Genomic DNA, 13916 nt, shown 5'->3' on the forward strand with positions numbered 1-13916 from the left:
GAACAGCTTTTTTTATTTTTTCCCAGCGCCGGAATAAGGTATACAAAAAAAGAGAGCGGCTCTGCTCCCTTTCCTGCGGAATATGTAATCACATTTATTTCTTTTCTGACAGTGCCGCCATCATATCTTCCAGGAGCATTTCCGCTCCGCGCGGGCTGAGTACGATTTTGCCGCCCGCATACGTTTTATTTTTCGTGGTGATGTCGCCGGTCATCAAACATGCCATGTTTGCGGCGTATTTTGTCAAAATGATGTTTTCGCCGTCGGTATATATTTCGAGCGGGTCCTTTTCATTGATATTCAGCACCCTGCGCATTTCGACCGGGAGAACGACTCTGCCGAGCTCATCGATTCTCCGGACAATCCCGGTATTTTTCACGTTTGAAAAGCCTCCTTTTCTCCTTTCTTTATTGACTTTTGTCAACATCTTTATAATAAAAGAGATCTTCAAATTTTTTGTTGAAATACTGAATCATCTTTCCGATCACAAGTTGTCCGGGCCTCCTTTCGCCATTTAAAACTCTGCTGAGTGTCGCCGGGGATACGCCGATTTCAATGGCAAGCTGATTTAAGGAGAGATTGTGTTCAATCATGTACTGGAGAACAAAATCTCTTTTGATATGAATCTTTTTTACCATGATTACTCCCCTTTCTAATCTCTTATGTTTCTTTTTATCTACATTGAACATATACGATTTGTTAACTTTTGTCAATACTTTTACCATCCATATGTTTCCTATAGGCAATATTCGTACTAAAATATTTTATAATAAGAGATTGCGAGGTTTTGGCCATGACGAACTTTGGACACCATTTACGACAATTAAGGGAACGGAAAAAACTGACCGTCAATCAACTGGCGATGTATTCCGGCGTCAGTTCGGCAGGCATTTCGCGAATCGAAAACGGAAAGCGCGGCGTGCCGAAGCCGGCGACGATCAGAAAACTGGCGGACGCTTTGAAAGTCCCGTATGAGGAACTGATGGCATCTGCAGGCTATATCAGCGCGTCTACAGTCCAGGAAGCAAGAAGCAGCTATGATTCCATTTACGACATCGTGTCACAGTACGATTTAGAGGACCTTTCTCTGTTTGACAGCGAAAAGTGGAAGGTGCTTTCAAAAAAAGACATCGAAAACCTGGACAAATATTTCGACTTTCTCGTGCAGGAAGCAAGCAGCCGAAACAAAAACTGAATACTTCTCCGCGGCACACTCTCCTCTCTATCATTTTCGTCTGTTTACGATCCTGCTGTTATTTTATCCCTTATGTTAACTTTTGTCAATATTTTTCCTGTCTAAGTATTTCCTATAGTCAACATTTGTATTAAAATGTTCATATCATGAATTTGCGGGGGGGGGATGGCGATGACAAGGTTCGGCGAGCGGCTCAAAGAGCTGAGGGAACAAAGAAGCCTGTCGGTTAATCAGCTTGCCATGTATGCCGGTGTGAGCGCCGCAGCCATTTCCAGAATCGAAAACGGCCACCGCGGCGTTCCCAAGCCCGCGACGATCAGAAAATTGGCCGAGGCTCTGAAAATGCCGTACGAGCAGCTCATGGATATTGCCGGTTATATGAGAGCTGACGAGATTCGCGAACAGCCGCGCGGCTATGTCACGATGCAGGAGATCGCGGCCAAGCACGGCGTCGAAGACCTGTGGCTGTTTAAACCCGAGAAATGGGACTGTTTGTCCCGCGAAGACCTGCTCAACCTCGAACAGTATTTTCATTTTTTGGTTAATGAAGCGAAGAAGCGCCAATCATAAAAAGCCGAATTTCCCTTTTAGGAGAAGTTCGGCTTTTTTCGGCTGCCTTAAGCGGCATCCGGATTCGGCGTCTTGCCTTTATGATGCTTAACGGGGCTCAGCGCACGCTCGAGCCATCCCATGAACAGATCGGCGATGATCGCCATCAGCGCCGTCGGGATCGCGCCTGCTAGAATGATCGCTGTTCCGTTGGTCGCGTTTGATCCCCTGACAATGATATCCCCGAGGCCGCCTGCGCCGACAAACGTGCCGATGGCCGTAATGCCGATCGCGATGACGAGCGCGGTTCTGAGCCCCGCCATAATGACCGACAAGGCGAGGGGAAGCTCCACCATCCGGAGCACTTGAAATTTCGTCATGCCCATCGCCTTCCCTGATTCAAGATAGGCATGCTCGATGCTGGCGATTCCCGTATATGTGTTTCGAATGATCGGCAACAGCGAATACAAAAACAATGAAAGAATCACCGTGTTTGCGCCGAGCCCCATGACAAGCATCAAGACGGCGAGCATCGCCAGCGCCGGAACCGTTTGAATGACATTAGTGATGGAAAAGACCCATTTGCTGATTTTACGGTATCTGGCGATGAAAATGCCGGCCGGGATGCCGACGACGGCGGCGAACAATACGCCGTATGCCGACATTAAAAAGTGGCGGTAAAATTCCCCCAGCACATAGCCGCCGTTTTGCGCGTAATACGTCCAAAGCTGCTGCAGCACTTCCATTTGTCATCCCCTCCTTTTACTCAAAATAATTGTGCTTCTTTAAAAACTCGGCCGCGACGACAGAAGGCTCTTTCAGCTTTCCATCGACTTCGTAATTGAGCTCCTGCATCGTTTCGGTGTCGATTTTTCCAATCAGTTTATTGATGGTCTCTTCAAGCTCCGGATGCTCCTTCAGCACTTTTTCCGGCACGACCGGCGAACAGTCATACGGCGGGAAAAAGCGTTTATCGTCTTTTAACAGCTTTAAATCATAGGCTTTGATCCTGCCGTCTGTTGAATAGGCAAGAACGATATCCATTTTGCCGTTTTTGACGGCGTCATAAACGAGTCCGATCTGCATTGGAAAGGTCGAGCCAAATGAAAACCCGTATTCCTGTTTAAATCCCGGATATCCGTCGCCTTTTCGTTTCAGCCATGCATTGTCAACGCCAAGCTTCAGTTGATCCGCGTCTTTTTTCAGATCGGATATGGTTTCATAGTTCCCTTTTTCAGCGAGTTCTTTCGTGACTGTAAAAGCGTACGTATTGTCAAATCCGTAAGAATCGAACCATTTGTAGTTGAATTTCTTTTGAAAGTCCTGCTGTACGATGCGGAGCGCTTTTTTCGGGTCTTTCTCCGCTTCCCTTCCAAGCGTGCTTGTCAGGTCAGTTCCCGAATAGCGCGTCGCAGAAATGTCGATGTCTCCGCCGAGCATGGCCTGGTGCTGCACATAGTTTGAGCCGAGGTTTTTGACCAGCACCGTATTGAGATCCGTATCATGCTCGATCAAAAGCGAGATCATATTGGCAAGAATTTCGGATTCGGTCAGGTTTTGCGCTCCGATTTTGATCGTTTTATCGGAAGCCCCGCCAAGGCCCGGCAGCGCACAGCCGCTGATCAAAAGCGAGAGGACCAGCATGACGGCGCCGAGCCGTCTCAGTTTTTTTGTTTGCATAAGAGCCAACTCCTTATGATACTTCCTTCATCCCTTTTAATCCTTGAGGCGTGACTTTGTCTTCGGTTTTCGACAGAATATAGTCGATCACGATGGCCAGTATCGTAACCGGCACCGCTCCGGCGATAATGTACTCAGGCTGGTACAGGTTGAGCCCGATAAAAATATAGTCGCCGAGACCGCCGCCGCCGATAAAAGCCGAAAGCGTCGCCCAGCCGATTAAGTAAACGGTGGACGTCCGGATGCCTGCCATGATCACCGGCACCGATAGCGGCAGCTCGACCAGGCGGATTTGTTCCCATGCAGTCATACCGATTCCCTTTCCTGACTCAAGCAAATTTTGATTGACGCCTTTTACGCCCGTGTAAGTGTTTCTCAGAATCGGTAGGACTGAATAGAAAAACAGCGCGACAATCGCCGGAATCTTTCCCACTCCGAGAAGCGGGATAAAAAACGCCAGGATCGCCAAACTCGGCAGCGTCTGAATGATGTTGACAACGCCGATCACGACGCCGGCTCCTTTTTTCATTCTCGTTAAAACGACACCGAGCGGAACCGCGAAAATGATGCCGAGCAGAACCGCGAAAATGGATATATATAAGTGCTCCCATGTTTTATAAAGCATTTCCCCGCCGTTGTGCTGAAGAAATTGGACAAGCTGATTCATGATTGATGCACCTCCCTGCATTTAACGTTGAACAAGGGTTTCTTCATCTCCCCAAATCGAGTCGTACACGATATCGACAAGGTTTGCCCTTGTGACAATCCCGACAAGGCGGCCCTCTTCATCAAGAACGGGAACATATTTGAATCCCCTTTTCAAAATTTTCCGGACGGTATCCCTGATGAGCGTTCCTTTTTGAACGGAGTAAACATTCTCATTGACAACCTCCCCGACTGTGACGGATTTTTTCCGGTTCTGATCGATGATTTCAACATCGATATATCCTTTTAAGACATTGTGTTCGTCCACGACGAGCAGTGAATCGACGCGGCGTTCCCTCATCACTTGAATTGCTTCAGTCAGGTTTTTTTCGCTCGTAATCGTGACCGGATTCGGGTTCATTACTTGTTCGACATGCTCGATGTCAGGACGGGACTGAAGAAGCCTCTCTTTTCCGATAAATTCCTCAACGAATTCATCCGCCGGTTTCCGCAAAATGTCGTCAGGCGATCCGACTTGCACGATCTCGCCGGCGCGAAGGATGACGATTCTGTCAGCAAGCTTAATCGCTTCATCCATATCGTGGGTTACAAAGACAATCGTTTTGTCCAGCGATTTCTGAAGCTTTTTGAACTCTTCCTGAAGCGAATCACGGGTAATCGGGTCCAGCGCTCCGAACGGTTCATCCATTAAAATGAGGGGCGGCTCTGCCGCAAGCGCCCGCAGCACGCCGATTCTCTGCTGCTGTCCGCCGCTTAGTTCATGAGGGTAGCGGTTCAAATATTCCGGCCCCATATCAACGAGCTGCAGCAGTTCCTCCGCCCGCTTCTTTCGCTTTTCTTCCGGCCATTTCAAAAGCCTCGGAACGAGCGTGATATTCTGCTGAATCGTCATATGGGGAAAGAGTCCGATTTGCTGAATGACATAGCCGATTTTCCGGCGCAGCTCCACCGGGTCCTGATCCATTATGTTTTCTCCGTCGATGTAAATGCTTCCTGAAGTCGGTTCAATCAAGCGGTTGATCATTTTCATCGTCGTTGTTTTCCCGCAGCCGCTCGGTCCGATAAAGACGATAAATTCACCTTTTGCTATATCAAGGTTAATGTTTTTGACCGCTTTTTTTCCGCCTTTATAAACCTTTGATACATTCTCTAGCTTCAGCAAAACGCACACCTCCAACTGTTTTTTAAAAATTTCAACATCTCATTCATTATAAGATACACTTTGTAAAATAAAAAGTTTACAAAGTGTTCAAATTATATATATAAGACATAAAAAAATATATTCATGGCATCAATTTGCCGGTTATTCTTAAAATTGCGGCTGATTTCTTTGTTTTTCTGTCGTTTTAGTGTTTTCAACCGCTAACAAAATTATGATATATTGACAATAAAATTGGCTGCCCGAAGGGATGATGAGCTTTGGAGGAAAACGCTTTAAAAGTGATTGAACAAGCGGAAGAACATTTCATAGAAAAAATCGCCGAAAATATGAATACATACGGTCTATCATCAACTGTCGGCCGCGTGCTCGGGATCATCTATATGAACAGAAAGCCGATGACCTTAAATGAACTGTCAGAAGAAACGGGCATGAGCAAAACGAGAATGAGCCAGGTCGTCCGCGAAATGATCGATTTAAATATAGCTGAAAAAGTTTTTGAAAAAGGCGTCCGCAAAGATCTGTACGATGTCGAACAAGACTATTATCAAACGTTTATTTCATTGTTTACGGCCAACTGGAGCAAAGTCGCCAAAAAGAACAGGATGATTGGGAAAAAAATCAGAAAAGAGCTGTTGGAGGCGCTCGAGGAAGAAGGCCTTACGCCTGAAACCGAAGCTAAAATCAACGAGCTGCTGGCTGAAACAAAACAATGGATCGATTACTGCGAGTGGCTTGACAATCTGATCGCGTTTTTGGAAAGCGAAGAGATCTTCAAGCATGTGCCAAAACCTTCATAAACAAAAAAAGCTGCGAAGACTAAGCAGCTTTTTTGCATTTCCTCAATTATCCCGCCAACACCGGAAACATCCCTTTCAATCCCGTTCCGATCATGCCGACCGCCACGACAGCCAAAATCAGGCCCATCAGCCGGGTGATCACGTTCATCTCCGTCTGGCCCAATTTGTTGCTGATCAGCGTAGAATAATGAAAGGCCGCAAACGTCAGCAGGAGGACGGCGGCGATGCCGATGATCATTCCGCCAAAATGCACCAGACTGCGGCTTCCGGCCGAAAGGCTCATCACCGTCGCAATCGTTCCTGGCCCCGAAATGATCGGAATGCTGAGCGGCGTCACCGATATATCCTCCTTTTCCTTGCTCTCGCGATGCTCAGCATGATGCAGCGACTGAACATGGGACTGCTTTGCATTCAGCAGGTTGTAGGCAATTCCGAATATAAATATGCCGCCGGCAATTCGCAGCGCATGGATGTTGATGTCAAAAAGCCTGAAGATAAACTCTCCGAATATGAGAAACGCGATCAGGATCAGAAACGATAAAACCGCGGCCTTTCTCGCCAATGCGGTGCGTTCTTTCGCTTCGTAGCCTTCTGTGAGCGCTAAAAAGATCGGAACATTGCCGATCGGATTTGTGACGGCGAACAATGATACAAAAACGTGGATGATAAAAGCAAACACGGTTAAAGCCACTCCTTCCTCTGTATAAAAATACGGGTAATCGATTTTTACCTCCGACGCTGACCGCTTAAACTTTCAAAAAACAATGACACCTTCCTGCACTTTCATTTATAATGAACCTTTATAGGCCAAAATAACTATTTTAAAGGAGATTTTATTTTCATGACATGTTCAAAGTGCGGCCATCAAACAGATGGCGGAAAATTTTGCGAGCAGTGCGGGTCAAGTTTGGCCGGCGGCAGTGATGGCGGAAAAGGAGCAGCTGAAACGCCGCAGGCAGCTAGATATGCGGAGGCGGCGAAACAAGCGTCTTCCATGTATTTTTCCTATTGTTTAAAGGTGCTGAAACGACCGTTTATCGAAATGAAAAACGCCGGAGAACAGCACGTCCTCAACAGCATCACCACAATGGTGATATTTGCGCTTTCGGTGCCGCTGATGTTTTATTTCGGCCTCAAAGGCTTCTTTGACGCCATGGGGGACTATTCCGGAGTATTCGGCCGCTCCTACGCAATGCCGACATTTTTTGATATCGTCGTAAAGCCCGCTGTTACCTTTGCTATTTATATTTTCTTATTATTTGTTTTTACATACGCAGGCGTGCGCATTCGGGGTGTGCAAGCGGCATTTAAGGAAGTGCTCGGGCGGTTCGGAGCGGTGCTTATTCCTTTCGTCGCCCTTCTGCTCGCCGCTTTGCTTTTATCATTCATGCAAACGGGTTTGTTTATATATGTTCTTTTCTTTGCCCTTTGCGGCATCGCCTTTTTAATTCCGCCGGCTGTCATCTCGAGCTATCACGAAAAAGCGGAAGGCGCTGTTGATACGATTTACGCGACGCTGATCGTCTATTTGCTGACATTTATGTCGGTGCGGATCATGGGAGATTTGTTTCTTGAATATATCGGAAGGATCGGAGGCTCTATATTAGGGCGGCTGTTTTAGTGAATTGAAAAGCCTTTTTCCATTGAGGAAAAGGGCTTTTTTTTTATTCTATTGACGTTAAGAGCAATCTGCCGTCCTCGATGGCGGCGTGATATGTCCAATGATACGTTTTTAACTGTTCTTTTCCGCCTTTGATAATATTAATTTTCTCCGTTGTCTTAATCGTTGCCTCCCGCCCGTTTTGCTTCCAGCTGTTTACGCTGAATTGGACGACTTCCTCCTCTGTCCCGCTGTTGTACAGTTTAGCGACCAGTTTCTTTTGATCGTTGTACAGCGGACTTCCTTCTTTCAAGCTGTCGCGGACGAGGCCGAAATCGTTTGTGTTGATGGCGTCTTGTAGCCTGTATAAATACGCTTCAATGGCGAAAGCAACCTTTTGGTCGGTGAGCTCTTCGCCTGCTGATGCATTGTTCATGGCCCCTTTCGCTGAGGCCCATGCCGATGTGTATTCCTTCGGATTGTCATTTTTGATTTCTTTTTGATGCTCGATATCGATAACGGCTTCAGGATCGCTTTTTTCGATGAGCCACTTTTTCTTGCCTTCGGAATAGACCAATGTGTACGTATATCCGCTATCGTTTTCTTTCAGTTTAGGCGCAATGTAGTCGTCATAATAGGCCGATTTGTGCTTTTCAATCCCTTTGAGCTCTGTTTTCCATTGCCCGTCTTCTTTGTATAGCCGGAACGAATCAAGATCAAATACAGTAGATAAGTAGGTGCCTTTATAGTAGGTGCTGCTGCTTTTCAGCCCGTCCGTGACCTCTTTCAGGCGGTTTTGATAAGACGGGGCGGCCATTGTCATGCCGCTGACATTGCCGCTTGCAAAGGCCTTTGCTGCTTCCTTTGTATGGTTGACGACAGCGGTCATCATGTCATCCATAAACCCTTTGTCTGATGCAAGATTGACTTCGATTTCTTCACCTTCAATCGGCGTTTTTTCGCTTTTCAGCTTCCCCCACGGAAATTGCGCCTCAACCTGAGCAGACATTGAACCGTCAGTCAGCACAGGTCCGAATTCAGTTCCTTTGAATGGATTGATCTTCATCTCCTGATCATTGATCCAGAGCGTTCCTTTCAAGTTTTCATAGCCTTCTTCAAAGACAAGCTTTGCCATGTGCCCGTTAAGGTCCGCATTAACCTTCACATCACCTTGGAGGGCGGTGACCTTCAAGATCGGCGATTCCGCTTTTCAGCTTTGCCTTCACCTCGTAAGTACCGGGGACAAACGGGCCGATTTTTTTCTCGAAGTTTTCTTTTTCTGTTGTGATGACCTTTTTGCCGTTAACAAACAGGCCGGTATCTTTATAGTTTGTCTTAACCGTTAAGTAGACAGGCTCCGTGTTCAAGACATAGCGGTCATAGATCCAAAAACGCCTGCCCTTTTTTTCGATCGTCATCAATGGATGGCCGGCACCGCTTTTTAAGGATGTGATCAATTCTTTTTCTTCATCCGGGTGTTCTTTCAAGTAATCCAAGAGCGGCTTGACGTTTTTCTCCGTGACAGCCAGATCCACGTCTGATGATTGAAGCAGTTTTGCTGCTTTCTTGGCATCTTTCTGATCGAGGGCGGCTTCAAAATCGGAAATCAGTTTTTCCTTTGATGTGAGTGCTTCACCGGTTTTATAGCCGGCAAACAATAAAATCAAGCAGGCCGCGATTGCCGCCATGATGATGATTCTTTTTCGTGTCATCGCACGCTGATACCTTGCCGCCGGGTCGGAAGCTCGTTCCTCGTCCGCCCGCGCGCCGCAATGCTTGCAATACAGCGCATTTTTTGTTCGTTCCCTTCCACATTCCTTGCAAAAATCCATGACTTTCCTCCCATCAAACAAAAACACAATTAGTCATTTTATACTATATTTATCGTAAGAAGGGATTTAATATTAAGGCCGCATCAAAAAAAGCCAAACGAATGCGCTGATCCGTTTGGCTTTTTTGATCATTTTAAAAAGTATTTTTCAATATCATCAAGCATCAGGTTTGCTGCAAGGACGCCCCCTGCTGTATTCCAGATGGCATCGCTCACTTTATGGACGTTTCCTTTTTTGGAGACGTTTAAGTTTTTAAAGAGCGGATCATTGACATAGTCTTTCTCAATGGCGCTTGCTTTGTCATCGCCTGTCTCATACGTGTAATAAAAAAGCACGTCCCCGTCCATATCAGGAATTTGTTCCTTTGTCACTTCCATTTGTCCGAGATCGTTGGCTTCCTGGCCTTTAGGCCTTGCAAAACCGAGCTGATCCAAAATCGTTCCGGCAAATGATCCTTTGTGATAGATGCGGGTATCAGCATCTGTAAAGCGGACGAGAGAGACTTTTTGTTTCACTTTATCGCCTAGTTTTTCATGAATGTCTTCAACGCGCTTGTCAAAGTCAGCGATGACTTTTTCGCCTTCAGCTTTTTTATTGAGCGCTTCGGCAGTAAGCTTAAAGTTGTTTTTCCATTCCCCTGACAATGTCTCGGCAAATACGGTCGGCGCGATTGCTTTCAGCTTGTCGTATACTTCTTCTTGGCGGATTTTGTTGCCGATGATTAAGTCAGGCTTCAGGCTCGCGATTTTTTCAATATTCGGCGCAGCCTCCGTTCCGACGTTCTCTACGCCTTTCATTTTATCTTTAATATGGTCATACCATGGATCTCCCAGCCAGGATTGAACGGCGCCGACAGGTTTTACGCCAAGTGCGAGCACTGCTTCTGTCGCTTCATTCGTGAGTACGACGACTTTTTTCGGAGTGCCGTCAATTGTCGCTGTTCCCATTGCGTGCTTTACAGTATAGGAATCTTTGCTGCCGTTCTTCTCCGCAGATTGATCTTTATCTTGATTTCCGCAGGCGGCTAATAAAAGGATAAGCGCAGCGAACAGTGCAAACCATTTAAAACGTTTCATGATATGTAGGATCCCCTTTTCTCAAGTGATTTTCATTATCAATTAGATTATATAATGAATCAACCTAAAGTCAATATGAAATTCCTATATATCTGTTTTGGATTGTGCTAAAAACCGCTTTTGAGCTGCATCCGGATAAAGAAAACCCTGCTCGGCAGACACTGTACAATGAGCATATCGTCTTCTTACGAAAACCGGGATGATCCTCCTTCTAGACACTTTGAATTCATTAGGTTAACATAATCTTGTATGAATATGTTTTTTTTACCATAGTAAGGAGGGGTGATTTGACTAAGTTTTTATTGAGTGGTTTCTACCTTTTCGGACTTGTCATGCTGAGCAATTGGTCGATTTCTTTTGGTGAAATATTTGGAGCCGGCAATTCAGCCGTTTTTCAATTATCGGAAGCGGTGCTTTTTACGTTTATCATCGGGTGCTATACAGGTCTTCCTTTGATTTATGCCAAATTCACTAGATCTGAAACGTTGTTTTTTACAAATCAAAAGGTCTTCCTCATCACCTTAGGATTAGGCGTGCTGCTTTCCTGTTCGGCTTACAGCCTTCAGCAAGCCCTCTCTCCCATCGCGATTGCGCTGTTGTCGATCATTGGTTTTTTGATCGTTGGCATCAGCGGTTTTCTTCCCGCCTGGTTTCTGAAGCCTGCGAAAAATCTGCGATAAACGGGTGGGTTTTTCTTAGGCTGACGGGGTGTTGGAGCCAAGGTCGAACTCAGTGGTTTCTATAAACGGCGCTGGTCAATATGGTGCTCTGAGAAAATCACTTGCCAATGCGTAATCTGACGATTGATTTTTTAAAAAACAACATTTGCTTTCGCCATTTACAAATTAATGAAAATTCTTTATGATATAGATATCTAAGTAAACATGTTGCATATACTAAAAAGACCGAAGTGCTCCAACACTTCGGCTTGTACAAAAAGCCGGCCCTTCGAAGGGGCTTGCTCAGATTGACCTAAAATAGACCACTCCCTATCACTTTCCAGGCTCAAGGGGCGGTCTATTTTTCTTTGTTCTCTGACAACATGGCAATCAGCATGCCAAAAGCAATCATTAAAGAGATTGTTTCATATGCTGTCATTTTTATCACCCCCTTTCAGAAGGGGATGAGCAAGACTTCCCTTGAGTGAGCAAAGCTTTTTATACGAGGTAGATTATACCATATCAAGGAGAACATAAAATTAGGGAAAAAACCTTTTTCACTCATGAAATCTAGCTTTTCCGCCGAATTGCTTCGACATCGACTAAATTCTTGGTCTTTCAGCTCATTTATTGATTGAATTCATTAGCTTGAAGAAGTATTCACGTTGACCGGTCTTATTGAGTTGATACCATGAATCCAATGTATCCGGTGCAAACACGTCTAATTTTTTCAGCACTTCCCTTGCGAATTCGAGAGGAGCCGCTCCTGATGCAGTAACCAGATTCCCATTTGATACCGCGGGTCCCATCTCATAAAACGGTTCTCCTTTATAATGAGGACAGACCATTTTCATATAGGCCAAGTCATTGCTTGTATGCTTTCTTGAATCCAGATATCCGCTATTCGCCAGTCCCGCAGTTGCACCTCATATTGCGGCAACCATCGCGCCAAGCTCTAAAGCTTCGCCGGCCTTTTTCAAGATCGGCTGATGAATCTTTTCTCCCCAAGTATTCCCTCCGGGTAAAATGATTAGATCCGCACTCTCGGGCGTCCACTCATCAAGGGAGATATCCGGTTTTATGCGCAGTCCACCCATCGTCGTCACCATTTCTTTATTCACTCCTATTGTCATGACTTTTAAAGGTGCCGCATCTTTTTTGAAATATCTTCCCGAGTTCAGTTCGGCCATTAAATATCCATATTCCCAATCTGACATTGTATGGAATGCATAAAGATATACTGTTTTCGACTGCATCCAGTAACACTCCAATCGCAATTGATACAGCCTATTATAATCAAAAACCCTGACAGCTTTTGTCAGGGTAAAGGAAATTCAGCTTTCACATTTAAAAGAGGTTGGCCGCATCTGCAGCCAACCTCTTTTTTATGCTTACTTATTCAAGTTGTAGAAAGATTGAATACCGTGGTATTGCGCAGTTTCAGCCAATTGATCTTCGATGCGAAGAAGCTGGTTGTATTTCGCAACACGGTCCGTACGAGACGGAGCACCTGTTTTGATTTGTCCTGCGTTTGTTGCCACAGCGATGTCAGCGATTGTGCTGTCTTCAGTTTCACCGGAGCGGTGAGAGATAACGGCAGTGTAGCCTGCGCGTTTCGCCATTTCGATCGCATCGAAAGTTTCAGTCAATGTACCGATTTGGTTTACTTTGATCAGGATAGAGTTGCCGACGCCGTTTTTGATTCCTTCAGCAAGCTTTTTCGTGTTTGTTACGAAAAGGTCGTCACCGACAAGCTGAACTTTTGAGCCAAGACGCTCAGTCAGAAGTTTGTGGCCTTCCCAGTCGTTTTCGTCAAGGCCGTCTTCGATTGAGATGATTGGGTACTTAGAAGTCAGCTCCTCGTACCAGTCAACCATTTCAGCTGACGTTTTTACAACGCCTTCGCCTGCAAGATGGTATTTGCCGTCTTCTTTGTTGTAGAACTCAGAAGATGCAGCATCCATTGCCAATTTCACTTCTTCGCCAGGTTTGAATCCTGCTTTTTCGATCGCTTCAACGATTGTTTGAAGCGCTTCTTCGTTAGATCCAAGGTTTGGAGCGAATCCGCCTTCATCACCTACAGCTGTGTTCAAGCCTTTTTCTTTCAAGACTGATTTCAGGCTGTGGAAAATTTGTGCTCCCATGCGAAGTGCTTCGCGGAAGTTTTCCGCACCGACAGGCATGATCATGAATTCTTGAATGTCAACGTTGTTGTCCGCATGCTCTCCGCCGTTTACGATGTTCATCATCGGTACAGGAAGCGTTTTAGAGTTGAATCCTCCAAGGTATTGGTATAGAGGAATCTGCAAGAAATCCGCAGCTGCGCGGGCAACGGCCATTGATACACCAAGGATGGCGTTGGCGCCGAGCTTGCCTTTATTTTCAGTTCCGTCAAGTTCGATCAGCAATTTGTCGATTGATACTTGCTCAGTCACATCAAAGCCGATAAGCTCGGGTGCGATGATTTCGTTCACGTTGTTAACGGCTGTTAAAACGCCTTTTCCAAGGTAGCGGTCTTTGTCGCCGTCGCGAAGCTCAACAGCTTCGTATTCGCCAGTGGAAGCTCCGCTTGGAACCAGCGCGCGTCCAAAAGCTCCTGATTCAGTGTATACTTCAACTTCAACCGTCGGGTTACCGCGGGAGTCTAATACTTCACGTGCATAAACATCAACAATGTATGGCATGTTTGTTTCTCTCCTT

The 13916-nt window shown here is 45.9% G+C and carries 17 protein-coding genes and 1 pseudogene; 5 read left to right on the forward strand and 13 right to left on the reverse strand.

All coding sequences use genetic code 11. The annotated features are described in order from the left end of the window. Window positions 1-94: 94 nt before the first annotated feature. Both TRNA_RS39435 and TRNA_RS39440 read right to left on the reverse strand, forming a co-directional pair. Complete coding sequence (locus tag TRNA_RS39435; RefSeq protein ID WP_003185421.1) at window positions 95-379, reverse strand: AbrB/MazE/SpoVT family DNA-binding domain-containing protein; 285 nt, start codon at window positions 377-379, stop codon at window positions 95-97. 28 nt (window positions 380-407) lie between these two features. Next, window positions 408-641, reverse strand: a complete 234-nt coding sequence (locus TRNA_RS39440) for a helix-turn-helix domain-containing protein (protein ID WP_085959538.1) — start codon at window positions 639-641, stop codon at window positions 408-410. Window positions 642-793: 152 nt separating this feature from the next. Between TRNA_RS39440 and TRNA_RS39445 the strand changes: the two genes are divergently transcribed. Together TRNA_RS39445 and TRNA_RS39450 are read left to right on the forward strand one after the other, a co-directional pair. After that, window positions 794-1195: a transcriptional regulator gene (locus tag TRNA_RS39445; protein WP_009329609.1), complete on the forward strand. Its 402-nt coding sequence runs from the start codon at window positions 794-796 to the stop codon at window positions 1193-1195. 171 nt (window positions 1196-1366) lie between these two features. Beyond that, a complete protein-coding gene (locus TRNA_RS39450; protein WP_009329610.1) occupies window positions 1367-1765 on the forward strand; it encodes a helix-turn-helix domain-containing protein in 399 nt (132 codons plus the stop codon). A gap of 47 nt (window positions 1766-1812) precedes the next feature. Here the strand turns inward: TRNA_RS39450 and TRNA_RS39455 are convergent, their stop codons facing one another. The 4 genes from TRNA_RS39455 to TRNA_RS39470 are packed head-to-tail and all read right to left on the reverse strand — an operon-like array spanning window position 1813 to window position 5252. Further along, entirely contained in the window at window positions 1813-2490 is a 678-nt protein-coding gene (locus TRNA_RS39455; protein ID WP_003185432.1) for an ABC transporter permease, read from the reverse strand. A 16-nt stretch (window positions 2491-2506) separates the two neighbouring features. Beyond that, window positions 2507-3424 carry an osmoprotectant ABC transporter substrate-binding lipoprotein OpuCC gene (gene opuCC, locus TRNA_RS39460; protein WP_009329611.1) on the reverse strand — a complete coding sequence of 306 codons (918 nt, stop codon included), beginning with the start codon at window positions 3422-3424 and terminating at the stop codon, window positions 2507-2509. 13 nt (window positions 3425-3437) lie between these two features. Beyond that, window positions 3438-4091: an ABC transporter permease gene (locus TRNA_RS39465; protein ID WP_009329612.1), complete on the reverse strand. Its 654-nt coding sequence runs from the start codon at window positions 4089-4091 to the stop codon at window positions 3438-3440. A 21-nt stretch (window positions 4092-4112) separates the two neighbouring features. Continuing rightward, window positions 4113-5252, reverse strand: coding sequence for a betaine/proline/choline family ABC transporter ATP-binding protein (locus TRNA_RS39470; RefSeq protein WP_003185439.1), 1140 nt, complete (start codon window positions 5250-5252; stop codon window positions 4113-4115). 257 nt (window positions 5253-5509) lie between these two features. Here TRNA_RS39470 and TRNA_RS39475 point away from each other — a divergent pair, with 257 nt between their 5' ends. Next, the gene (locus tag TRNA_RS39475; RefSeq protein WP_003185442.1) at window positions 5510-6049 is read left to right on the forward strand and encodes a GbsR/MarR family transcriptional regulator; all 540 of its coding nucleotides are present in this window, start codon (window positions 5510-5512) and stop codon (window positions 6047-6049) included. Between the two features lie 46 nt (window positions 6050-6095). Here the strand turns inward: TRNA_RS39475 and TRNA_RS39480 are convergent, their stop codons facing one another. Then, the gene (locus TRNA_RS39480; RefSeq protein ID WP_003185444.1) at window positions 6096-6728 is read right to left on the reverse strand and encodes an NAAT family transporter; all 633 of its coding nucleotides are present in this window, start codon (window positions 6726-6728) and stop codon (window positions 6096-6098) included. Between the two features lie 162 nt (window positions 6729-6890). On the opposite strand from TRNA_RS39480, the gene TRNA_RS39485 reads away from it, so the two are divergent. Then, window positions 6891-7670, forward strand: a complete 780-nt coding sequence (locus TRNA_RS39485; RefSeq protein WP_011198330.1) for a zinc ribbon domain-containing protein — start codon at window positions 6891-6893, stop codon at window positions 7668-7670. Window positions 7671-7713: 43 nt separating this feature from the next. Here the strand turns inward: TRNA_RS39485 and TRNA_RS44180 are convergent, their stop codons facing one another. The 3 genes from TRNA_RS44180 to TRNA_RS39495 form a co-directional block, all read right to left on the reverse strand. Further along, window positions 7714-8841 carry a TcaA NTF2-like domain-containing protein gene (locus TRNA_RS44180; RefSeq protein WP_223307062.1) on the reverse strand — a complete coding sequence of 376 codons (1128 nt, stop codon included), beginning with the start codon at window positions 8839-8841 and terminating at the stop codon, window positions 7714-7716. Then, window positions 8816-9481 carry a TcaA second domain-containing protein gene (locus TRNA_RS44185; protein WP_021837737.1) on the reverse strand — a complete coding sequence of 222 codons (666 nt, stop codon included), beginning with the start codon at window positions 9479-9481 and terminating at the stop codon, window positions 8816-8818. Before TRNA_RS44185 ends, TRNA_RS44180 begins: the two co-directional genes overlap by 26 nt. A gap of 128 nt (window positions 9482-9609) precedes the next feature. Then, window positions 9610-10557 carry an ABC transporter substrate-binding protein gene (locus TRNA_RS39495; RefSeq protein WP_011198331.1) on the reverse strand — a complete coding sequence of 316 codons (948 nt, stop codon included), beginning with the start codon at window positions 10555-10557 and terminating at the stop codon, window positions 9610-9612. 287 nt (window positions 10558-10844) lie between these two features. On the opposite strand from TRNA_RS39495, the gene TRNA_RS39500 reads away from it, so the two are divergent. Then, entirely contained in the window at window positions 10845-11237 is a 393-nt protein-coding gene (locus tag TRNA_RS39500) for a hypothetical protein (protein ID WP_003185454.1), read from the forward strand. Between the two features lie 337 nt (window positions 11238-11574). Here TRNA_RS39500 and TRNA_RS44510 read toward each other — a convergent pair whose 3' ends face one another. From TRNA_RS44510 to eno, 3 genes and pseudogenes are all read right to left on the reverse strand, one after another. After that, a complete protein-coding gene (locus TRNA_RS44510; protein WP_003185456.1) occupies window positions 11575-11655 on the reverse strand; it encodes a putative holin-like toxin in 81 nt (26 codons plus the stop codon). Between the two features lie 184 nt (window positions 11656-11839). Further along, window positions 11840-12472, reverse strand: a pseudogene (locus TRNA_RS39505) (type 1 glutamine amidotransferase family protein). Window positions 12473-12607: 135 nt separating this feature from the next. Further along, on the reverse strand, window positions 12608-13900 hold the full coding sequence (gene eno / locus TRNA_RS39510; protein ID WP_003185460.1) for a phosphopyruvate hydratase: 1293 nt from the start codon (window positions 13898-13900) through the stop codon (window positions 12608-12610). Window positions 13901-13916 lie beyond the last annotated feature (16 nt).

The sequence above is a fragment of the Bacillus licheniformis DSM 13 = ATCC 14580 genome (assembly GCF_000011645.1).
Taxonomy (GTDB): domain Bacteria; phylum Bacillota; class Bacilli; order Bacillales; family Bacillaceae; genus Bacillus; species Bacillus licheniformis.